The sequence below is a fragment of the Mucilaginibacter sp. genome (genome assembly GCF_964263795.1).
Taxonomy (GTDB): Bacteria; Bacteroidota; Bacteroidia; order Sphingobacteriales; family Sphingobacteriaceae; genus Mucilaginibacter.
In genome coordinates, this window is record NZ_CAXVWK010000113.1 from 18,059 (window position 1) to 41,367 (window position 23,309).

A 23,309-nucleotide genomic window follows, 5' to 3' on the forward strand; every position below is an offset into this window, starting at 1 on the left:
GCATATCAGGCGACAGGATTCGCATGAACTTCACCAGCAACAGGTAATCAAATTCCTTATTTCAATTATCTCCATCATTCGCTTTTCTCAAGCGATGTTATCTCTGTTAATAGCTGCCAACAGGCCTGCACGGTCGATACATTTTATAACAATGATGATTACTCTAAAATCGGGGGTAAATCAGCTCTCAACCCTATAAATTACAGGCAGTTACCATATGAAAATCCACCCCCAAAAATGTTGAAAACTTTTTGGTGGTAAAAAGTGGTAGAAAGTGGTAAAAGTAATATACTTTTACGTTACAAAAATTGTCGACCAATACGAATGCCTTACTTAACCGGTGAATTTGAATGTAAACTAGATGCCAAGGGGCGGATGATGATCCCTACAGGCCTCAAAAAGCAGCTTCCTGAAGCTGACGCTGAGGGCCTTGTGATCAATCGTGGCCTCGAAAAGTATCTGGTTATTTACACAAAAACTGAGTGGGACAAGAAGTTGGATGAACTAAGCAAACTTAACGAATACGACAGGAAAAGCCTTCAGTTTGTAAGATATTTTACTGCCGGCGCAACAACTTTGATGCCTGACAGTGCAGGCCGTGTCAATTTGCCAAAAAACCTGATGGATTATGCCGGCATAACCGGTGAGGTGGTTTTAAACTGCATGCTGAATAAGGTTGAGGTGTGGGATAAAGCTGCACATCAGCAAATGATCAATAACGAACCTGAAAATTTTGCTGAACTGGCCGAGGAAGTAATGGCTAACAAAAGGGGAGGGCGTAATGAGTAATTACCATACCCCTGTAATGCTGCAGGAATGCATTGAAGGGTTGGCTATTAAACCTAACGGTACTTATGTAGACGTAACCTTTGGCGGTGGCGGCCATTCCCGCGAGATCATAAAGCACCTGGGTAGCAACGGCCAGCTATTAGCATTTGACCAGGATGCAGATGCTCAGCAAAATTCGATAGACGATGACCGCTTTGTGTTTATCGATCAAAACTTCAGGTATCTCAAAAACTTTACCCGTTTGCATGACGCTATCCCGGTAGACGGGATCCTTGCCGATCTGGGTGTGTCATCATATCAGTTTGACCAGGCGGAGCGAGGATTTTCTATCCGGTTTGATGCCGAACTGGATATGCGAATGAACCAGCAATCTGAATTGAGCGCCAAAGAGGTGGTAAATAATTACAGCGAAGCCGATCTGCACCGCATTTTTGGTATGTACGGCGAAATTCAAAATGCAAAATCGCTGGCCAAAACCATTGTAACTGCAAGGCTTAACGGCCCGATTATTACCGTAGCCGATCTGAAGAACGCGATTAGCAACCTGATCCCGCGCGGTAAGGAAAATAAATACCTGGCGCAGGTTTTCCAGGCGCTGCGTATTGAAGTTAACCAGGAGCTAGAGGCGTTGAAAGAATTTCTACTGCAAACCAGCGATGTGCTGGCGGTTGGCGGCAGGCTGGTGGTAATGTCTTATCATTCGCTGGAAGACAGGCTGGTAAAAAACTTCATTGCCAAAGGGAAATTCAGCGGCGAATTAGAAAAAGATATTTACGGGAATGACAACCGCCCTTTTGATGCGGTAACCCGCGGGGCGGTAACAGCCACCGATGAAGAGATAAGTAACAACAACAGGGCGCGCAGCGCTAAACTTAGAATAGCTGTAAAAAGATGACCAATCGTTTACGTACAGAAATTCAGGAAGAAGAAATAATCGCGGAGAAGAAACTCATCGTGGAAGAAAAGCCTGTAAAGGAAATTCCCGATAATTTTTTTACCCAGCTGTTTGCCAAAGGTACCATCAGCACAGATGATGCAACCCGCGCGCTGCCGTTCATTCTTTACATAGCACTTTTAGGGATGTTTTACATTGCCAACAGGCATATATCTGAAAATACGATCCGTGATATTGATAAGCTAAGCCGCGAAGTGAAAGAGCTGAGCTGGGAATATAAAAGCAGCAAAGCCGACCTGGCTTTTAAAAGCACATTGACGGAGGTGGCTAAACGTGCCGATACGCTGGGGATCCGCACATCTGAAACGCCGCCGCAAAAAATAACCGTAAAGGAGGATATACAGCAATGAGTATCAGAACTAACATACTGCTAAGGGTTTACCTTGCGTTTGGGTTGATCCTGCTGTTTGCAGCGGCCGTATTGTTCCAGCTTTGCAGGGTGCAGTTTGCACAGGGCGATAAGTGGAAGGCAATGGCCAAAACGATGTCTACCCGTTACGAAACCATCGAGGCCGCCCGTGGTAATATATTTTCTGTAGATGGCAGCCTGCTGGCAACATCGGTACCCGAATATGAGGTGCGTATGGATATGCTGGCCGGTGGCATTGCTGATGAAAAGGTATTTGATGAGAAAATAGACTCCCTTGCGATGAAGTTATCGCAGGTTTACGGCGACAAATCGGCCAGGGAGTATTCACGAATATTTAGAGATGCGCGCAGCGATAGCTCGCGTTACCAATTGGTTAGGCGGAAGGTCACCTATCGCGAGCTAAAGGAACTGCGCAAGTTTCCCATCTTCCGGATGGGTAAAAACAAAGGCGGGTTAATCATTGTGCCGCAAAACAAACGCATTTTGCCATTCCGGTCATTGGCAGCACGTACTATAGGCTACAAAAATGACAACGTTAAAAATGCTGTAGGGTTAGAGGGTGCTTATGCCAGCTACATCAACGGCGAAAGCGGCAAACGTTTAGAGCAGCGTATTGCCGGCGGCGTTTGGAAACCCGTTAACGAAGATGACGAGATAGCGCCTAAAGAAGGTGCGGATATCATGTCGACCATCGATATCAATTTCCAGGATATTGCTCAAACCGCTTTAGAAAAGCAATTGGTAAAAAGCGATGCCGACCACGGCACGGTTATATTGATGGAGGTAGCAACCGGCGAGATCCGTGCGGTAGCCAACTATAACCGCATGCCCGACGGTAGCTTTAAAGAAAAATTCAACTACGCCATAGCAGGTAACCAGGATCCGGGTTCTACTTTCAAAGTGGCTTCTTATATGGCCTTGCTTGATGATAAGATGGTGGATACTAATTACAGGGTAAGTACCGAAAATTATAAGATCCCGGGTAACAGCCATATCATAAAAGATTCGCACGGAAGTATTGGTACTGTATCTGTAAAAAAGGCATTTGAAGAATCGTCTAACGCTGCGGTGGCATCATTGGTCAATAAATATTACACAAATAATCAGTCGAAATTTACTGATCATTTGTACGATTGGCACCTGAATGAAAAATTTGTTTTACAGATACCCGGCGAGGCACAGCCGGTAGTTAAAAACCCGAAGAATAAAAGCTGGAACAAATACATGACCCTGCCGCAAATGGCTTACGGGTATGAAATGCAGCTAACCCCTTTAAAAATGCTGGCATTTTACAACGGTATAGCCAATAACGGTAAGATGGTGTCGCCCTTGTTTGTAAAAGAGATCAGGCGGTTAGGTAATACAGTCGAGCGTTTCCAGGCACGTACCGTAACAGAAAAAATGTGCTCTGACGTCACCTTGAAAAAAATGCAGGAAATGCTGGAGGGTGTTGTGAGTGAAGGTACCGGTAAAACCAACGTAAAAAGCACCATGTTTAAAATAGCCGGCAAAACGGGTACCGCGCAGGTTGCCGATGGCCGTAATGGTTATAAAGGCAAAAAGCAATATCAGTCGTCGTTCTGTGGTTACTTTCCGGCAGATCATCCCAAGTACTCGCTGATCGTGGTAATCAATGATCCTAAGAACGGTTACTATGCAGCGTCAACCGCAGGTCCGGCCTTTAAAGAAATTTGTGAGAAAGTTTATGCCAGCGATATGAAGATTGAGCGCGCTCCGCTTACACTGGTAGGTAACACCACCCTGCCTAAATACAAACAAGGCAATATAAAAGCACTTAAAAAAGTGTACGATAAGCTGGGTGTAAAACCACTATACGCGTCTATTAACAACAATGGCATCGATACCAGCAGTGGCATACCTGCAGAAGAAAATAAGTATAAAACCGGGACTGTGCCTAATGTGACTGGCATGGGCCTAAGCGATGCCTTGTTTGCACTGGGCAACGCGGGTTATAAAGTAAAAGTGATGGGCAGCGGCTCGGTCGAAAAGCAATCGGTAACGGGTGGAAGCCAGATACCAAAGGGTTCAAAAATAACAATAGAACTGCAATGAGATATTTGAGCGAAATTATAGATGGTGTGGCATTTACCGAACTACAGGGTAGTGCCGACGTAGAGATCTCTTCAGTGGTTTTCGATTCACGCAAGGTAGTGCCGGGCTGCATGTATGTTGCAATAAAGGGCACCGCTGTAGATGGGCACGATTTTATTGACCAGGCTATTGCTGCAGGTGCTGTTTGCGTTATCTGCGAGGAGTTGCCGGCGCATACTGCCAACGAGGTTGACTTCCTGATGGTTGCAGACTCTGCCAAAGCCCTGGGGACTATTGCTGCTAATTTTTACGAAAATCCATCTTCTAACCTGAAACTTGTTGGGGTTACCGGTACTAATGGTAAAACCACTATTGCTACGCTGTTATATAAGCTGTTCCGTGATATGGGATACAAGTGCGGGTTGCTTTCTACAGTAGAGAACCAGGTAAACGGCCGTATCGTTCCGTCAACTCATACCACGCCAGATCCGGTAGCGCTAAACGAGCTGCTGGCACAAATGGTTAATGAGGGCTGCGATTATTGTTTTATGGAAGTGAGCTCACACGCGGTATCACAGCATCGCATAGAAGGCCTACGTTTTTCCGGCGCAATCTTTTCTAACCTTACGCACGACCATTTAGATTATCATAAAACGTTTGATGCCTACCTGAAAGCTAAAAAAGCATTCTTTGACGGGTTGCCAAAAAGCGCCTTTGCACTTACTAACAGCGATGACAAAAACGGCAATGTAATGCTGCAAAATACATCGGCATATAAAAAAACCTACGGACTCAAAAGCATGGCCGATTACCGGGCCCGTATAATAGAGAACCAGTTTGGCGGCTTGTTGCTGAATATAGATAATGAAGAAGTTTGGTTTAAGCTGGTAGGCACCTTTAACGCCTACAACTTGCTGGCAGTTTACGCTACCGCCATGTTACTGGATCAGGACAGGTCGAAAGTGTTGGTAAGCCTGAGCAAATTAACAGGGGCCGAGGGCCGGTTTGAATATATCGTATCGCCAAACAAGGTTATCGGCATTGTTGATTACGCCCACACGCCGGATGCCGTGCAAAACGTGCTGAGCACCATTCATGACATCCGTAAGGGAAACGAAAAGGTTATTACGGTGATAGGCTGCGGCGGCGACAGGGATAAAACTAAACGCCCGGTAATGGCTAAAGTAGCGAGCGAGTGGAGCGACAAGTTGATAATGACATCAGATAACCCGCGTACCGAAGACCCTGCACATATCATTAAGGATATGGAAGCTGGTATAGACCCTGCATTTAAACGCCAAACCCTAAGCATTGCCGACAGGCATGAGGCGATCAAAACGGCCTGCATGTTTGCGCAGCCGGGCGATATTATCCTGCTTGCTGGTAAGGGACATGAAAAATACCAGGAGATCAACGGGGTGAAAAACCACTTTGACGATATGGAAGAATTGACGGAACAGTTTAAGCAAATGAGTTAACCAATAAACCGATGCTATACTACCTATTTACATACTTGTACAAAAATTACAGCATACCGGGGTTGGGGGTGTTTCAGTACATCACATTCCGGATGGCTATGGCAGTAATAGTATCGTTATTGGTAACTACGGTTTATGGCCGCAGGCTGATAGATTACCTGCGCTTTAAACAGGTTGGAGAAACTGTGCGCAACCTTGGGTTAGAGGGACAGATGCAAAAATCCGGTACGCCTACAATGGGTGGCATCATTATCTTGCTGGGGATATTGATACCGACACTGCTATTTGCCAAACTGGATAATATCTACATCATAATGATGCTCGTAACCACCATTTGGCTCGGTGCTATCGGCTTTTTAGATGATTATATCAAAGTTTTTAAAAAGAACAAAGAAGGCCTTGCAGGCAGGTTTAAAATCACCGGGCAGGTTGGGCTGGCGCTTTTCATCGGGTGGACAATGTACTTTAACAGTTCTATTACCATGCGCCAGGAAGTTAAGCTGCCGGTTAAATATGATGTGCCGGTTGATTTTCATATGCGCGGCGATAAACAGGTTTTAACGCAGGATATCAAATCTACCAAAACCACAATGCCGTTCTATAAAAACAACGAGTTTGATTACGGTAAGGTGCTTAAGTTCATCGGCCCCGGTTTTGAGCATTATTCGCTGATGGTATTCATGTTCTTCGTGATCATCATCATCACCTTCATATCAAACGGGGCAAATATTACTGATGGTATAGATGGATTGGCAACAGGTACATCGGCTATTATCGGCCTCACGCTGGCCATACTGGCCTACGTATCCGGTAATACAATGATTGCCGATTACCTGAACATTATGTACATCCCCAATTCGGGCGAACTGGTAATTTTTGCCGGGGCATTTGTAGGGGCATGTGTAGGCTTCCTATGGTACAATTCTTACCCTGCCCAGGTATTTATGGGCGATACCGGGAGTTTGGCCATTGGCGGTATTATAGCCGTATTTGCTATCGTGATCCGTAAAGAATTATTGATCCCCGTGCTTTGCGGCATTTTCGTGATCGAAAATATGTCGGTGATATTGCAGGTAGGGTGGTTCAAGATCACCAAAAAGCGTTTTGGCGAAGGCCGCCGGATCTTTTTGATGGCGCCATTGCATCACCATTACCAAAAGAAGGGTTTCCATGAATCGAAGATCGTTACCAGGTTTTACATCATCTGTATTTTCCTGGCAATTATCACCGTGATAACATTGAAACTGAGATAGTATAAGAGAATAGTTAAATGAACGAGGACAAAAACATACCGGGCAATCCTGCTACCTCTCCTTTAAACAGGGGTGGGCTGGTGCGGCTTGCCATACTTGGCGCCGGCGAAAGCGGCGTAGGTGCGGCTTACCTGGCTTCACAGCAGGGGTATGATGTTTTTGTGTCCGACTTTGGGCCAATAGCTGATCATTACAAGCAACAACTGCAAAGCTGGAATATAAAGTTTGAGGAGAACGGACATACGGAAGCTTTGATCTTAAATGCCGCTGAAGTGGTAAAGAGCCCCGGTATACCGGATAAAGCACCGATAGTAAAAAAGCTGGTAGCGAATAACATCCCGGTGATATCTGAGATTGAGTTTGCCGGCCGTTACAGTAATGCCAAAATGATTTGTATAACCGGGTCAAATGGTAAAACAACAACAGCGAGTTTAACATACCATATTTTAAAAAACGCAGGGCTTAATGTAGGCCTTGCAGGTAATATAGGTAAGAGCTTTGCCTATCAGGTTGCGACCGAGAAATTTGAGTGTTACGTGCTGGAGATCAGCAGCTTTATGCTGGATAGTATGTACAAGTTTAAAGCAGATGTGGCAGTACTGTTAAATATTACGCCCGACCATCTGGACAGGTACGATTACAAACTGGAAAACTATGCGGCCTCTAAATTTAAAATAACGCAGAACCAGACAGGTACCGACCATTTTATTTATTGTGCCGACGACGCCGAAACCCAAAAGGTTATGGCCGGCAAAGAGATTGCAGCGCAGCAGCTGCCCTTTTCTATTGAAAAAAAGATTGAACCGGGCGCATACCTGGATCAGGATAACCTAATTATAAACGTACATCAACAACATTTTACAATGTCAATAAACGAACTGGCCCTGCAAGGGAAGCACAACATCTACAACTCAATGGCATCAGGTATTGTTGCCAAGGTGCTGGAGCTTCGTAACGAAACGATGAGAGAGAGCATGGGTAATTTCCGCAATATTGAGCACCGGCTGGAGTCGGTAGGCAAAATTTCGGGTATCAGCTTTATTAACGATTCTAAAGCCACCAATGTAAACTCAACATGGTACGCGCTGGAAAGCATGACCACCGATGTTGTATTAATATTGGGCGGAGTTGATAAAGGCAATGATTACAGCATGCTGAAGTCGTTAGTAAAGCAAAAGGTAAAGGCTATTGTATGCCTGGGTAAAGATAACAAGCGTATTCATGATGCTTTTGAAGATGATGTAGAAGTTATTGTAAACACATCATCTGCAGCTGAAGCTGCGCAGGTAGCTTATCACCTGGCAGAAAAAGGTGACACTGTTTTACTGTCACCTGCTTGTGCCAGCTTTGACCTGTTCAAGAATTATGAAGACAGGGGCAAACAGTTTAAAGATGCGGTAAAGGAACTGTAGTAAACCTACTGCTTTAATAAAAAAAAATGAATCAGGCAATAAGTAATGTACTAAGTAATTTAAAAGGCGACCGGTGGATCTGGTTGATCGTGATATTGCTTTCGGTATTATCGTTACTGGCGGTTTACAGCGCTACAGGCACTCTGGCCTATAAGCACGAAAAGTCTAACGAATCGTACCTGGTAAAGCACATGGCAATGATCATAGGCGGTATCGCGCTGATGTATATTTCGCACCGGTTAGATTATCGCTGGTATGCCGGTATTTCTAAGATCCTGATGGTAATTACCATCCCGTTATTAATGTATACACTGGTTTTTGGTAACCACGTAAATGATGCAAGCCGTTGGATAGCGATCCCCGGTACCGGTTTAACTTTCCAAACTTCCGATTTGGCTAAACTGGCACTAATTACTTATCTGGCCCGTACTTTATCGCGCAAGCAGGAAAATATCAAGGATGTAAAGCAATCATTTATTCCTATAATGGGGGCTGTTTGTTTAGTATTTGTACTTATTGCATGGGCTAATCTTTCTACTGCTTTAATGTTATTTGGCGTAAGCATTTTACTGCTGATCATGGGCCGTGTGAGTGTTAAGCAAATTGCGGTTGTGTGTGTTGCCGGTGTTATGTTACTTGCCGGTATTATGATGTTAGGCCCGCGCAGGCACATGTATATAACGCGTATCCAAACGTTTATGCACCCGGATAAGGCTGACAAAGACAAGTCCTTCCAGTCAGACCACTCTAAGATAGCTATCGCTACCGGTGGCGTATTGGGTAAGGGGCCGGGAAACAGTACCGAGCGTAATTACCTGCCGCACCCATATTCGGATTTTATATATGCCACTATTGTTGAAGAGTACGGCCTTTTGGGCGGGTTTATGCTGGTAGGTATTTACCTGTTCCTGTTATACCGGTGTATTAAAATTGTAACAAAGGCGCCTAAGGCTTTTGGCGCATTGCTGGCTGCGGGGTTAAGTTTTAGCTTAACTATACAGGCATTTGCCAACATGGCGGTAGCAGTAGGCCTTGGCCCGGTAACAGGGGTGCCGTTGCCGTTGGTAAGTATGGGTGGTACATCTATATTGTTTACAAGTATTGCTTTTGGTATTATATTATCGGTTAGCCGTGATATAGATGAGCCCAAAAAAGTAGTAGTAGGAGAAATAAGGGAAGTAGCGTAGTTGAAATTAAGGTTTTGTTTCAATTAAGGATAAGCGTTAACTAATATATCAGGATGAGTAAAAGAATTATCATTAGCGGCGGCGGTACAGGAGGGCATATCTTCCCGGCTATTGCTATAGCCAATGCGCTGAAAAAACTCGATCCTGATACCGAGATATTATTTGTTGGTGCCAGCGGCCGCATGGAAATGGAAAAAGTACCTGCGGCAGGTTATAAAATTATCGGGCTGGATATCCAGGGCATTCAGCGTAAGTCCGTCTGGAAAAATATCATGTTCCCGGTAAAGCTTATAAAAAGCGTTAGTAAAGCAGTGCAGATCATCAAGGATTTTAAGCCCGATGCGGCAGTTGGTGTAGGTGGTTATGCCTCGGGCCCGCTCTTGTATGCGGCATCATTAAAAGGCATCCCAACACTTATACAGGAACAAAACTCTTACGCGGGCATCACCAATAAATGGTTAGGTGCAAAGGCTAAAAAGATCTGTGTGGCATTTGACGGGATGGAGAAGTTTTTCCCATATGACAGGATCATTAAAACCGGTAACCCTATCCGTAAAGAATCGGTAAACATAGCCGGCAAGCACATGCAGGCATTGGAACTGTTCAACCTGTCATCGTTAAAAAAAACCATCCTGATAACCGGCGGAAGTTTAGGTGCACGTACTTTGAACAACAGCATCCTGGCGGGCGTTGACAAGATCATTGCTGCCGATGTGCAGGTAATATGGCAAACCGGTAAGTTTTACCATAAAGCTATACTTGAAGCATTGGGGCCTGATAAAAACGAAGCTATTTGTGTGGTAGAGTTTTTAAACCGTATGGATCTGGCTTTTGCTGCAGCAGATGTCATCATCTCCAGGGCAGGAGCAGGCACTATTGCCGAGCTTTGCGTGATCAGGAAACCGGTGATAATGGTGCCTTCGCCAAACGTGGCCGAAGATCATCAAACCAAGAACGCGCTGGCACTGGTTGAAAGCCAAGCAGCCCTTTTTGTTGCCGACCGCGATGCCGAGTCAAATTTGGTTGACCAGGCTCTGGCGTTATTAAACGATAAGGAATTACAAAAAACATTAAGCAACAACATCGGCGCGCTGGCCTTGCCAAACGCCGATGAAGTGATTGCAAAAGAGGTTATCCAAATAACAAACAACAATTAAATCGGCTAATCCCTGCAGGTGCGGGGATAGCCTTTTTTTAAAAGAGAAAATGGAATTAAGCAACATACAACGGGTTTACCTGGTAGGGATAGGCGGCATAGGCATGAGCGGCCTGGCGCGCTATTTTCACCATTTAGGCTGCGTAGTATGTGGTTATGATAAAACGCCTACGCCATTAACAGATAAGCTGCAGAGCGAAGGCATCCAGATTATATTTGTTGACCAGAGGGATTTGATCCCGATGAGTTTTCAGCAGCCTTGCGATAGTACGCTGATCATCTATACACCGGCTATTCCAAAGGATTCTGATATCTTAAACTATTTTCAAAAGAAAGGTTTTGAGCTGCAGAAGCGGTCGCAGGTATTGGGATTGATCAGCCGGGGAATGTTCTGTATAGCAGTAGCAGGTACGCATGGTAAAACTACCACATCGGGCATGATAGCACACATCCTGAAAGATTCCGGCAAAGATTGCTCTGCTTTTTTAGGTGGCATCAGCACCAATTATCAAACCAACGTACTTTACGGCGATAACAATATTGTAGTGGTTGAGGCAGACGAGTATGACCGCTCTTTCCTCACGCTGCATCCGGATGTAGCCATCATTACATCGATGGATGCGGATCACCTGGATATTTATGGCGATCACTCGCATCTGACTGATTCTTTTAAACTGTTCGCTTCTCAATTGAAAACCGGCGGTACGCTTATCTACCGCAAGGGCCTGCCTTTAGGCGATGGGTTAACTTACGCTATCGACGGCGAAGCAAACGCTGTGGCATCAAACATCCGGATATCGGAAGGTAACTTTTACTTTGATTTTGATAACGGCGTTACTTTCATTCCCGATATTAAAATGGGCATAGCCGGGATCCATAACATTGAGAACGCTACGGCCGCTATAGAAGCCGCACTGCATGTAGAAGTATCGCTGGCTGCCATACACGAGGCCCTTGGCTCTTTTAAAGGTATTAAGCGCCGGTTCGAGTACATTGTGCGTAACCACAAACATATTTACATTGATGATTATGCGCACCACCCCGAAGAACTGCGGGCAGCGATAACTTCGGTTAAAAAGCTGTTCCAGGGTAAAAAGTTAACGGTTGTTTTTCAGCCGCACTTATTTACCCGCACGCGCGATTTTGTGGACGGCTTTGCTGAGGTGCTTGATATGGCTGATGAGCTTTTGTTACTGGATATTTATCCGGCGCGCGAATTACCCATTGAGGGCGTAACCAGCGAGATCATTTTGAACCGGATGAATCTCCGGAATAAACGCATTTGCAGTAAAAAGGAAGCATTGGATATTGTACAGGCAGAAATGCCCGAACTGCTGTTAACCGTTGGCGCAGGAGATATAGATAGTTTGGTTGAACCTTTAAAAGCCATTTTAAATGTTTAAGAAACGCATTTGGAAACCTTTACTGATTGCGCTTGGGTGGACTACCTGCCTGGCTGGTTTGGTGGTGCTGATGAGTTTCATCGAGGTAAAAAAGTCGGAGATGGTTTGCAAGGCCATTAAAGTGTTTATCCCCGGTAACCAATACTTTATAGACAGGCAGGAAATTGACAATATTTTACAGATGAGCAGCCATACGCTGATAGGCCGGCGCATCGACGGAATTAATATCCACGAATTGGAAAACAAACTCAAGATTAATCCATTTATTGAGTTTGCAAAGGTGTACGCCGATATGGACGGGGTGATACATGTAGAGGTAAGCCAGCGCCAGCCTATACTGCGTGTGATGAACCGTTTTGATCAGGATTTTTACGTAGACCAGCATGGGTTAAAAATGCCGTTATCGCAAAACTTTACCGCCAGGGTGCTTGCTGCCAATGGGTTTATAGATGAATTATTTGCCAACAAGGTAGATTCATTGCACACGGCGCTTGCGCGGGATGTATTTAAGACCGCCGATTTTATTCGCCGCGACTCTTTGTGGGATGCACAGATAGCGCAGATCTATGTAAACGAACAGCACGAAATAGAGTTGATACCACGTGTGGGCAGCCAACGTATATTGCTGGGCAACGCCGATTCTTTGAGCCTTAAATTTAGTAACCTTAAAGTTTTTTATAAGCAGGCACTACCTATGGTAGGCTGGGATGCTTACAAGCTCATCAATATCAAATATGCCAACCAGGTGGTTGGGGTTAAGAATGAAACCCTGCAAGATTCGTTAAAAGCGGCTGCGGCCCACAAAGCGCGCATGGCCGATTCAGTGGTTCATGCCAGTACTACGGCCGCAAAGGTAAACCCGGATTCGGTGATCAGGGCAGAAATAAGCAACGTGGTTGATGAACCAGGTGAAAAAAAACCAGCCGTAAAAATTGCTGAAGCAAAGCCAAAGGTGATAAAACCTGCAGTACCAAAGCCGGCTAAAGTGACTGCAGCGCCGAAGGCTGATAAGCCGGCGGTAGTAAGAACTGAGAAGAAATCAACAGTGGGTAAGCCGGATAGCAAGCCTGCTGTTAATAAAACCGAAAAGAAGACATCTATTAAAAATCAATAATATGGACAAAAGTTCAACACAAGAAAAAAGTTCGCCAATTGTAGTAGGCCTGGATATCGGGACTACAAAAATTTGCGCAATTGTTGGCCGCAGAAGCAAGAACGGCAAAATTGAGGTTTTGGGAATAGGTAAAGCAGAATCAGCCGGGGTAACCCGTGGTATGGTATCTAACATCGATAAAACCGTACAGGGCATTACCCAGGCAGTAGATGTGGCCGGTTCCCAGTCGAACGTAGAGATCAGAATAGTGAACGTGGGTATAGCGGGGCAGCATATAAAAAGCTTACAGCACCGCGGGTTAATAACCCGTAAGGACCTGAACACGGAAATAGGACGTAAGGACATTGATAAACTGGTGGAAGATATGTATAACCTGGTGATGCCTCCGGGCGAAGAGATCATCCATGTGCTGCCGCAGGAATTCACCGTAGATAATGAGCCCGGTGTAAAAGATCCTATCGGTATGGCCGGCGTACGTTTGGAAGCTAATTTTCATATTATATCGGGGCAGGTTACCGCTATCAAAAACATTGTGAAATGCGTTAACAAAGCACAATTAGAAAGCCAGGAGCTGATACTGGAGCCACTGGCATCATCGGAGTCGGTTTTAAGCGACGAGGAAAAAGAAGCAGGTGTGGTATTGGTTGATATTGGCGGTGGTACTACTGATGTGGCTATCTTCCATGAGGGAATCATCCGCCACACTGCCGTTATTCCGTTTGGTGGTAACAGCGTAACAGAAGATATTCGCGAGGGCTGCTCGGTAATGCGCAACATTGCAGAGCAACTGAAAGTGAGGTTCGGATCGGCCCTGGCCGAAGAAAATAAAGAGAACGAGATTGTTTGCGTACCCGGGCTGCGCGGCCGCGAGCCAAAAGAGATCTCTGTTAAAAACCTGGCATTTGTTATCCAGGCACGTATGGAAGAGATTGTGGAGCATGTGTACTATGAGATCAAATCATCAGGCTACGAGAAAAAATTGATAGCAGGTATTGTGGTAACAGGCGGCGGTGCACAGTTAAAGCACCTTACACAGTTAATTGAGTATGTTACCGGCCTGGATTGCCGCGTGGGTTACCCTAACGAGCACCTGGCTAAAAACGAAGTATTACCAAAAGGCATTTATGAAGAGCTGCAAAGCCCAACTTTTGCTACTGGTATTGGCCTGCTGATCAAAGGAATCCAAAAAATGGAATACAACAGTGTGCCCGAAGCACCTGCGCAAGCCAGGGTGACGGTAAAATCAGAAAAGGCAAAATATACCGACGATCGTAAATTTGGTTTGTTGGGGAAAATATTGGAGTCGGGCAAAAAGTTCATCAAGGACGATATTAATGACGAAGACTTTTTGAAATAGGCACTTATCAATTATTGCCATAGCGAAGGGTTAGAGAATTCTTCGTAGCGGAAATTTTAATTGAGCCTGCAACTTATTCACAACGTAAAACTTTTCCACATTGTGCACAAATGTGGAAAAAGTCTGTGGATAAAGTGCTAATATTACAATAACAAAATCTATCTGATCATCAGATTACATTTAGCTGAAAACAAGGATTATGCAGTTTGAGATGTTAAAGGAAAAATCGTCAATCATCAAAGTAATTGGTGTTGGCGGTGGTGGCGGCAACGCGGTAAACCACATGTACAGGCAAGGAATCACTGGTGTTGACTTTATTATTTGCAACACGGATGCCCAGGCTTTGGAGTTAAGCCCCATCCCTAACAAGGTACAGTTAGGGGCAAGTTTAACAGAAGGTATGGGTGCCGGTTCAATTCCCGAAGTGGGCAAAAACTCGGCTATCGAAAATATCGACGATATTAAACAGATGCTGGGCGCCAATACCAAAATGTTGTTTATCACAGCAGGTATGGGTGGTGGTACAGGTACAGGTGCAAGTCCTATTATTGCCAAAGCCGCCCGCGAACTGGATATACTTACAGTAGGTATCATTACCACTCCGTTTTCTTTTGAAGGCAAACGTCGTAAGATGCAGGCCGACGCCGGATTGGAAGAATTGAAAAAGTATGTCGATTCGTTCCTGGTGATATCAAACGACAGGCTGCGCCAGATCTTTGGTAACCTCACCATGAGCTCGGCGTTTGGCCAGGCCGATGATATCCTTACAACTGCTGCTAAAGGCATTGCCGAAATCATCACATTACCGGGTTATATAAACGTCGACTTTAAAGATGTGCGCACGGTGATGAAAGACAGTGGCGTATCTATAATGGGTAGCAGCGCTGCCGAAGGCGAGAACCGTGCTTTAAAAGCGGTTGAAGGTGCCTTGTCATCTCCGCTGTTAAAAGATAACGAAATTGAAGGTGCGCGTTATATCTTATTGAATATTAGCTCGGGCCTTAAGGAGGTTACGATGGATGAAGTAAGCATTATTACCGACTATATCCAGGAAGAAGCTGGTTTAGCCGCCGACCTGATTTGGGGTAACTGTGTAGACGAAAACCTTGGCGAAAAGCTTTCTGTTACCATCATTGCTACCGGTTTCCAAACCAAAGATGAGCGTGAGCAGGAAATAAGCAATAAAAAGATCATATCAATGCTGGTGCCCGAAAGCGCACCGCTGGTAAAACCGGTTAATGAATTTATCACCCCGGTTAACACAGATGAGACAGCGTCGGTACCCTTCATGAAATTGAAGGATGAGCCGAAACAAACCGGTTTATTCGACCTGTTTGCCAAAGCAGAAGAGCAGGATGCCAAAGATAATGTGATCAAATACGACCTGAACGACGAAGTGCCGATGCCTGACGAAGTAGAATCATCGGATTTTACGTTTAAGGTAACTGAAACAGTGATGAACTTTGAGCCTGTAAAAGCCGAGGTAAAACAGCCGGAGCCAGAGCCGGAACCTGTTAATGCCGATGAGAACAAAACGGATGAGTCGATTGAAGAGCAGTTGCGTAAATCGCGCGAGCGGATCATGCGCCTAAAAGACCTGAGCATGAAACTGCGCAACGGAAATATCCAGGAGATGGAAAACATCCCTGCTTACAAACGCAAAGAGATTGCCCTGCAGCAAACTCCTGCGTCTGACGAAAGCCAGATATCGCGTTTCTCATTATTGCCGGATAGTGAAGGCAAAACAGAGATCAGGAACAATAATTCGTTCCTGCATGATAATGTAGATTAGATCGTTGTATCATAGGTCATAAAATAATAGGGGTGCGGTTAACGTGCCCCTTTTTGTTACCGGTAAACGTTTGTAACAAATTTACTATGAAGTCTTCGCCATGTGCAATCGATGTGTTATAATCTATTCTAAAAAGTAATAACGTTGTGCCTTGGCCGTTAATTGGGTATATTTGCTTTGAATAAAAATTAAGATACCGGTTTGGATTTATTCGATAAAATAACAAAAAACATGGGCGGGCCTATTGGTCAGCATCAAAAATGGTCGCACGGATATTTTTCGTTCCCGCGGTTAGAGGGAGAGATCCATCCGCATATGATGTTTAATGGCAAAGAACACCTGGTTTGGAGCCTGAACAATTACCTGGGATTGGCGAATCATCCGGAAGTACGTGAAGCAGATGCCCAGGCCGCTGCCGATTACGGGATGGCCTACCCAATGGGTGCACGCATGATGAGCGGAAATACCAAACATCACGAAGAGCTGGAGAACGGACTTGCTGAATTTGTTGGTAAAGACGCTGCGTTTTTGCTAAACTATGGCTACCAGGGCATGGTATCTATTATAGACGCGCTGGTTGACCGTAACGACGTTATTATTTACGATGCTGAGTCACACGCTTGTATCGTGGATGGTGTACGCCTGCACATGGGTAAGCGCTTTGTTTACAAGCATAACGATATTGAAAGCTTTGAGAAACAGCTGGAACGCGCTCAACGCATGGTTGAGCAGACGGGCGGCGGCATCCTGGTAATTACAGAAGGGGTCTTTGGTATGTCGGGCGCGCAGGGTAGGCTAAAAGAGATCATCGCTTTAAGAGAAAAATATACCTTCCGTTTGCTGATTGACGATGCACATGGCTTCGGTACCATGGGCTCCACAGGTGCCGGTACGCACGAAGCACAGAATTGCATCGATGGGGTTGATGTTTACTTTGGTACGTTTGCCAAATCAATGGCGGGTATTGGCGCTTTTGTAGCTGCAGATAACGAGATCATCAATTACCTGCGCTATAACATGCGCTCGCAAACATTTGCTAAAGCGTTGCCAATGCCGATGGTATTAGGCTTAAAAAAGCGTTTCGAGCTTTTAAAGACAAACCCGGAACTTCGCGAAAAACTTTGGGTGATTGCCCGCGCTTTACAGAACGGATTGGTTGAGCACGGTTTTGATATCGGCATCACAAATACTATGGTTACCCCGGTATTCTTAAAGGGCGAATTGCTGGAAGCTACCAGCCTTACAATGGATATGCGCGAGAACTACAGCATCTTTTGCTCTATAGTAGTTTACCCGGTAATCCCTAAAGGCTTAATTGAGTTAAGGTTGATACCAACTGCTATGCATACGCTTGATGATGTACAGCGCACCCTGGACGCTTTTAGCGAGGTAGCATCCAAATTAAAACAGGGTTATTATAAAGAGCATAAAATGGCCATAGCCTAAAAAATTCTTTTCGATAGTAAATGCCATCTTTTAGGATGGCATTTTTATAGCTTCAATCTCACGGCCGCTGTTGGGTAGATCTGCAACACATCTTCCGTGGTAAGCACATGGTAGTTTGTATTTATCCGGGTGCCAAATGCAAGTGTTTTGGTTAGGTTGTACCACAGTTGCGGCTCTGCAAAAAATGAGAATCGTTTGCCGTGCAGGTTCTCTGTTAATTCATCACCATGATTTTTATTTTCCGTCCAGACGGAAAAATCACCAGCAAATTCTGCTTTGTAGTTAAAAAGCCCCTTATAGAAATACAAGGTAAACATCAGGTCTTTACTTGGTGTGGTATAAGGCACATACCTAAAATTAAGAACGCTGCTCATAAAGGCATTCCCTATTTTAAACGGATAACTTACCCCGGCCGAGTAAGTGTTTATAATGTAATAACTGTACTGCCTTGGGTTGGTAATGCCTAATCCGCCCGTATATTGCAAATTCAAAAACACCTTAGGTCTCCAGAAGCGGAGTTCTTGCGAAACTTGCATATAGTATTTTCCGATGTTCTGTTGCTCGCCGGTAAAGTCGGCCTGGAGTTTCAACAGGAATGATCCCGGTTTAATGAAAAATTTACCGGTATCGGGCGTCTTAAAATATTCAAAGTAAAGTGTAGCGAAATTTTTGGCGTTACGGGATGGGTCTAACGTGTGCCTGGCGTCATAATGCAGTTGAAGGGTCTGGGCATTTACTTGCAGGCAGCAGCTTAGTGATAAAATTAAAAAAAGGTATTTCATGAATATATAATTAGATGGTGATCTGAAGCATGGCACAAAAGTGCCGCGATCACAGCAAATAGTGCGGAAGCCTTACGGAAACGTAGCGGAATTGTATATTTACGCTTATGGAAGAACCGGATTTCAGTATTTTTTCAGCACTGTACCGCGAAGCGTATTTACAGTGTTTAAAACAGCCACTTTCAAATCCGCTTACTGAAACCGAAAGCAAACTCTTTTATCAGCAGATACTTGATCGCACCGGTTTAACTGTTGGCTGGCGGAGCCTTAAAAACTATTCGTTTTTTGTGCTGGGTACTGCACGGGAAGAAAACCCCTCTGTCGCTTCGATGGATACGATAGCGCGTTATGTACTCGGTGCCCCTTACACCAACGATATTGACCGCAAGAACCACGAAAGTCATCATCCTTATTGGTTCAGGTACCGCGAAATGCATTTGGCGCGCGTGTCAGTACAATTACCTAAACGCGGTAAAAGCCGGGAGATATTGGCGGTAATGGCGATAGTGGCATTGCTTTCAGCTTTGGTAATCTGGTACAATCGCAGTGTGCATACGAACGTTATAGAAAATTTTACCGACCTAAGCGAAAACGGTATCCGGAACCGGGGTTGGCAAGTAATAAATAAAGACAACTACTACTGGGCAAAACGCAGCATTAAACCCGGCGTGCTCGCGTTATTTACGCTTGATGGAGATAACTGGCCGGATGGAAAGACTAAACCCGGAATAAAGAATTTGCTTTTAAGGCCGCTCGAAGAGCGGTGTTTTACAGCTGAATTAGACCTGCAAGATTTTGTACCCGAAGGCGAGTGGCAGCAGGCGGGTTTATTGTTACTAAGGGATAGTACTTTGAGTAGCCCTACCATACGTTTATCCCTCGCATTTAACGATCTGTTTGGAGGGTACAAAAAGGGAAACGAAATACTGGTGCAAGCTATCTCATCATCCGGGCTTACCGATAAGCCGGAAGAGTTTGTACATGCGCCTGTTTTAACCAGCGATAGTACCGCCCAAAGAGATACCTTATTAACTAAAAACCTTGCGTATAGCGCCCTGCGGATTGAAAAGAATGGAAAACAATTTCGTTTTTTATACGCTGGCGGAGCGGTTAATAATGCCGCATTCAGGCAATTGGCAATTAAAGAGTTTTCATTTGAACCACGTTACATCGGCATATTCGCTATAAAGGGGCAGGGCACTAAAAGCGAGGTGAAAGCAGTGATTGTAAAGACATTTTTATTAAAGTATACCAATTGCGAGTAAGCGCAATGATCTCTATTATTTGTGCTGATCTAACCTTATTTATTTATCGGCAAATAAATAAATTAAATAATAAGAAATTAAAGTAGCGGCAGTCGGGATGAACCGTGTTAAATGCATCAGCTAATTGATAATTGTAGCGTTAAGCGTTTGTACAATCAGCTTAAAATGTGGAAAAAAACAGGTTTAAAGGCAGTTTTTTTATAGGGTAAAAATTTTTATTTATCAAAAAACGCTTTAGATTAGCTTTAATTAAAACAATAAACCTCAAAATTAAAGGAGTAATCACAATGAAAAAATTTACTGAAGTAAAAGAACTGGTTGCATCGCTGGAAGCTGATGCTGACAAATTTTATAACAAAGGCAACAGCGCTGCTGGTACCCGTGTTCGTAAAGGTATGCAGGACCTAAAAAACTTAGCGCAGGCGATTCGTTTAGAAGTACAGGAAGCGAAAAATAAAGCGGAGTAATATTGATAGGTTATTTTACTTTAAAGAAAAAAATCCGGTGAGCGCTTAGCTAAACCGGATTTTTGATTTTAATATAGTGTGTGCTGCTAACCAATCGCAGCTATTTGCTCTTTAATTTGCTGTGCGGTGCCTTCACTCACCTGCACAAGGGGCAGGCGCACGGTATCTCCGCACACGTTTAAGTGTTTCAGCGCGGTTTTAACGCCGGCCGGGCTGCCTTCGGTAAACATCAGGCGGGTAAATTCTATCATACTATAATGTGCCGGATGCGCGGCTTTATAATCGCCGCCAAGGCATAACCTTATCATGTCAGAAAACTGGCGGGGTACAGCGTTACCTACTACCGATATAACCCCTACAGCACCCATCGCTATCATTTGCAGGCTTATCGGGTCATCACCGGATATTACCAGGAAGTCTTCGGGCTTATCGCGCATCAGCTGGTTAAGCAGATCAAAGTTTCCGGAAGCTTCCTTTATGCCGATTATATTTTTAAAATCTTTAGCCAACCTAACGGTGGTTTCTGCGCTTACGCTGCTGCCGGTACGGCTGGGTACATTGTATAAAATTACTGGCAAAGGCGCTGCTTCTGCAATGGCCTTGTAATGCTGATAGATGCCTTCTTGTGTAGGTTTATTATAATGAGGGCTTGCAGATAATATGGCATCGTAACCATCTAAATTGAACGCCTTAATTTCGGCAACGGTTTCATGAGTATTATTGCCGCCTATGCCGGCCACTAATGGTAAACGCTTATTCACGGCTTTGGCGGTAAATTCCCACACCTGCTTCTTCTCGTCCTTGCTCAGTGTGGCGCTTTCGCCGGTTGTACCTAATGATACCAGGTATTCTATCCCGCCATCAACCAGGTGATCTATCAATGCTTGTAAAGCAGGATAGTCTACCTGTCCGTTTGCCTGAAAAGGAGTTACAACGGCAACCCCTGTTCCGTGAAATTTGTTCATCTAATTAAATGTTAAAAGGACGCTAAGATATGTAAATGTGCGCACATGCAAATTACAAATGTGCAGATGCTACAAAGCATTCAGGTATCAGCAAGCATAGAGTAACTAAACGGCTCTTGTCAGATCACCCCATGTAAAGCGCCACCCTTAACGCCCATAGCATCTACCAGTTTTTCAACTGCAGGGTCGCGTTCCAACACCGGGGCGTGGTGTGGTTTAATGCGGGCGTCGATAATAAGCGGGCCATAGCAGCCCCAATGTTTATGCTCGGTAAAGCTATTGATCCCGTAAATATCATGCGATGGATTGCTGCGGGTAAAAGTTACCCAAACAAAGTTGTTGATACTGTGCGCTGTAAAACCGGCATCATCACAAAGTACTATTAACGGCAAGCCGCTTAACTCCGTTTCGCCCAGGTGCTCCTGCAAAATCTCCATCATTAATGGCATGTCGCTGGTGCGGATGTTCTTTGGTACTTCAATAGCCAGCACGCCCGGCATCACCATTTTATGATGCGCAAACGGTCGTGGTAAGGTAAATGTTGCCGGCATTTCGCCCCAAAGTTCACGTTTGATATCGCCCGCGATGGTAAAGGCTACCTTGCTGCCGGTATTTAAACCATTGCCGCTATAGTCGAGTGTATCTATGGTAGTCCGTGTGTGGAAATGCAGGTCGCGGGTTAAGTCCACCCTTTGCAAAATGTGTTTCAAAAATGCGCCGATATCATTAACATTAAGCGTGGGGTCGTCCTCTTTAGCGGCAATAAATAAATATTTAGCTAAACTTAACTGTCCTTTACCTAAAATATGGTTGGCAATGGTAATGATCTCCTGCGGGCGGCGTTCCTTCACGTAAGGGGTGTACCGTTCACTGCCGATAGCAAATAACAGCGGGTGTACGCCGGCAGCGTCTACGGCATTAACAGCATGCAAACCGGGGATCTCTTTAGGGATGGCGCTGCCCGTAATGTCATGTATCAGGGCGCCAAAACTGGTGTCTTCCTGCGGCGGGCGGCCAACTACCGTGAACGACCAGATAGCATCCTTACGGTGATAAACATTGTGCACCTTCATTAACGGGAAGGGGTGTTTCAAGCTGTAGTAGCCCAAGTGGTCGCCAAATGGGCCTTCCGGCTTATTCTCCATTGGCATCACGGTGCCTGTTATCACAAAATCAGCATCTGCAGAAATGCAAAAACCCTCATTGTCATAAAAATACCTAAAGCGGCGGTTACCCAGTGCCCCGGCAAAAGTCATCTCTGATAGTCCTTCGGGCAGTGGCATTACCGCTGCAACGGGATGTGAGGGCGGCCCGCCTACAAAAATGCTTACTTTAAGCGGTTGGCCCTTGGCGTTAGCTTTGGTTTGATGCACCCCGATACCACGGTGCAATTGGTAGTGCAGCCCGATCTCTTCGTCCTGCAGATACTCGTTCCCGCCCAATTGAATACGGTACATGCCCAGGTTGGCATTCATTATTCCCGGCATATCGGCATCTTCGGTATAAACCTGGGGCATGGTTACAAACGGGCCGCCGTCCATAGGCCAGTTTAAAATTTGGGGCAACTGGGCGATGGTTGTTTTACTAAAACGGACGGGCGCGCCCCTGCCAACCTTCATAGGTAGTGCAGACAACGCGGTTAAAGCAGTGTTAGCATATTTGAAAGGGTTTTTAATGGCTTTTATCGGGTCGTTTTTGATCTCTACAAGCGTTTTGATCTTACCCAGTGTGTCGCGAAAAATAAACCTCGACCTGTCTAACGTCCCAAATAAGTTTGATACCGCAGGGAATTTACTGCCTTTAACATTCTCAAACAATATCGCCGGACCCTCGTGCTCAAAAACACGCAGGTGAATTGCTGCCATTTGCAAATGCGGATCAACCTGTTCTTTTATCCGGATCAGGTGACCATGTTTTTCAAGGTCGGCTATACAAGCCTGTAAACTTTTGTAACCCATTTGGGCAAAGATATTACACGTTAGGCATTCTAAAATTATATTTAGGTAATGAATCTACTTTATTCTTAATCTTTTGCCGGAATTTGTATGGCTAATAGCAAATTGAAT

General features: G+C 44.9%; 19 protein-coding genes. 16 read left to right on the plus strand and 3 right to left on the minus strand.

Translation table 11 applies throughout. From position 1 onward, the window contains the following. Positions 1–324: 324 nt before the first annotated feature. The 14 genes from mraZ to ACE5CV_RS18130 all read left to right on the plus strand — a co-directional run bounded on the left by mraZ (position 325) and on the right by ACE5CV_RS18130 (position 17,764). Positions 325–789, plus strand: coding sequence for a division/cell wall cluster transcriptional repressor MraZ (mraZ, locus tag ACE5CV_RS18065; RefSeq protein WP_374951597.1), 465 nt, complete (start codon positions 325–327; stop codon positions 787–789). Further along, the gene (rsmH, locus tag ACE5CV_RS18070; protein WP_374951598.1) at positions 782–1,684 is read left to right on the plus strand and encodes a 16S rRNA (cytosine(1402)-N(4))-methyltransferase RsmH; all 903 of its coding nucleotides are present in this window, start codon (positions 782–784) and stop codon (positions 1,682–1,684) included. Before mraZ ends, rsmH begins: the two co-directional genes overlap by 8 nt. Beyond that, a complete protein-coding gene (locus ACE5CV_RS18075; RefSeq protein ID WP_374951599.1) occupies positions 1,681–2,094 on the plus strand; it encodes an FtsL-like putative cell division protein in 414 nt (137 codons plus the stop codon). The genes rsmH and ACE5CV_RS18075 overlap by 4 nt, the downstream gene beginning before the upstream one ends. Continuing rightward, positions 2,091–4,187 (plus strand): penicillin-binding protein, encoded by a 2,097-nt coding sequence (locus tag ACE5CV_RS18080; protein ID WP_374951600.1) that lies wholly within the window; start codon positions 2,091–2,093, stop codon positions 4,185–4,187. The genes ACE5CV_RS18075 and ACE5CV_RS18080 overlap by 4 nt, the downstream gene beginning before the upstream one ends. After that, positions 4,184–5,644, plus strand: coding sequence for a UDP-N-acetylmuramoyl-L-alanyl-D-glutamate--2,6-diaminopimelate ligase (locus ACE5CV_RS18085; RefSeq protein ID WP_374951601.1), 1,461 nt, complete (start codon positions 4,184–4,186; stop codon positions 5,642–5,644). Before ACE5CV_RS18080 ends, ACE5CV_RS18085 begins: the two co-directional genes overlap by 4 nt. A gap of 11 nt (positions 5,645–5,655) precedes the next feature. After that, positions 5,656–6,897: a phospho-N-acetylmuramoyl-pentapeptide-transferase gene (gene mraY, locus ACE5CV_RS18090; protein WP_374951602.1), complete on the plus strand. Its 1,242-nt coding sequence runs from the start codon at positions 5,656–5,658 to the stop codon at positions 6,895–6,897. Positions 6,898–6,914: 17 nt separating this feature from the next. Then, on the plus strand, positions 6,915–8,309 hold the full coding sequence (murD, locus tag ACE5CV_RS18095; RefSeq protein WP_374951603.1) for a UDP-N-acetylmuramoyl-L-alanine--D-glutamate ligase: 1,395 nt from the start codon (positions 6,915–6,917) through the stop codon (positions 8,307–8,309). Between the two features lie 26 nt (positions 8,310–8,335). Continuing rightward, complete coding sequence (locus ACE5CV_RS18100; RefSeq protein ID WP_374951604.1) at positions 8,336–9,496, plus strand: FtsW/RodA/SpoVE family cell cycle protein; 1,161 nt, start codon at positions 8,336–8,338, stop codon at positions 9,494–9,496. 53 nt (positions 9,497–9,549) lie between these two features. Continuing rightward, a complete protein-coding gene (gene murG, locus ACE5CV_RS18105; RefSeq protein WP_374951605.1) occupies positions 9,550–10,653 on the plus strand; it encodes an undecaprenyldiphospho-muramoylpentapeptide beta-N-acetylglucosaminyltransferase in 1,104 nt (367 codons plus the stop codon). A 49-nt stretch (positions 10,654–10,702) separates the two neighbouring features. Beyond that, complete coding sequence (murC, locus tag ACE5CV_RS18110) at positions 10,703–12,055, plus strand: UDP-N-acetylmuramate--L-alanine ligase (protein ID WP_374951606.1); 1,353 nt, start codon at positions 10,703–10,705, stop codon at positions 12,053–12,055. Beyond that, entirely contained in the window at positions 12,048–13,169 is a 1,122-nt protein-coding gene (locus ACE5CV_RS18115; protein ID WP_374951607.1) for a cell division protein FtsQ/DivIB, read from the plus strand. The genes murC and ACE5CV_RS18115 overlap by 8 nt, the downstream gene beginning before the upstream one ends. A 1-nt stretch (position 13,170) precedes the next feature. Beyond that, positions 13,171–14,526, plus strand: coding sequence for a cell division protein FtsA (ftsA, locus tag ACE5CV_RS18120; RefSeq protein WP_374951608.1), 1,356 nt, complete (start codon positions 13,171–13,173; stop codon positions 14,524–14,526). 199 nt (positions 14,527–14,725) lie between these two features. Continuing rightward, positions 14,726–16,318 carry a cell division protein FtsZ gene (gene ftsZ, locus ACE5CV_RS18125; RefSeq protein WP_374951609.1) on the plus strand — a complete coding sequence of 531 codons (1,593 nt, stop codon included), beginning with the start codon at positions 14,726–14,728 and terminating at the stop codon, positions 16,316–16,318. A 201-nt stretch (positions 16,319–16,519) separates the two neighbouring features. Then, on the plus strand, positions 16,520–17,764 hold the full coding sequence (locus ACE5CV_RS18130; protein WP_374951610.1) for an aminotransferase class I/II-fold pyridoxal phosphate-dependent enzyme: 1,245 nt from the start codon (positions 16,520–16,522) through the stop codon (positions 17,762–17,764). Positions 17,765–17,808: 44 nt separating this feature from the next. Here ACE5CV_RS18130 and ACE5CV_RS18135 read toward each other — a convergent pair whose 3' ends face one another. Further along, positions 17,809–18,546, minus strand: a complete 738-nt coding sequence (locus ACE5CV_RS18135) for a DUF5020 family protein (protein ID WP_374951611.1) — start codon at positions 18,544–18,546, stop codon at positions 17,809–17,811. Between the two features lie 107 nt (positions 18,547–18,653). Between ACE5CV_RS18135 and ACE5CV_RS18140 the strand changes: the two genes are divergently transcribed. Together ACE5CV_RS18140 and ACE5CV_RS18145 are read left to right on the plus strand one after the other, a co-directional pair. Then, positions 18,654–19,811 carry a hypothetical protein gene (locus ACE5CV_RS18140; protein WP_374951612.1) on the plus strand — a complete coding sequence of 386 codons (1,158 nt, stop codon included), beginning with the start codon at positions 18,654–18,656 and terminating at the stop codon, positions 19,809–19,811. Positions 19,812–20,098: 287 nt separating this feature from the next. Then, positions 20,099–20,278 (plus strand): histone H1, encoded by a 180-nt coding sequence (locus tag ACE5CV_RS18145; RefSeq protein ID WP_374951613.1) that lies wholly within the window; start codon positions 20,099–20,101, stop codon positions 20,276–20,278. An 86-nt stretch (positions 20,279–20,364) separates the two neighbouring features. Here the strand turns inward: ACE5CV_RS18145 and dapA are convergent, their stop codons facing one another. Next, positions 20,365–21,243, minus strand: coding sequence for a 4-hydroxy-tetrahydrodipicolinate synthase (gene dapA / locus ACE5CV_RS18150; RefSeq protein WP_374951614.1), 879 nt, complete (start codon positions 21,241–21,243; stop codon positions 20,365–20,367). Positions 21,244–21,362: 119 nt separating this feature from the next. Then, complete coding sequence (locus ACE5CV_RS18155) at positions 21,363–23,201, minus strand: UbiD family decarboxylase (RefSeq protein ID WP_374951615.1); 1,839 nt, start codon at positions 23,199–23,201, stop codon at positions 21,363–21,365. Positions 23,202–23,309 lie beyond the last annotated feature (108 nt).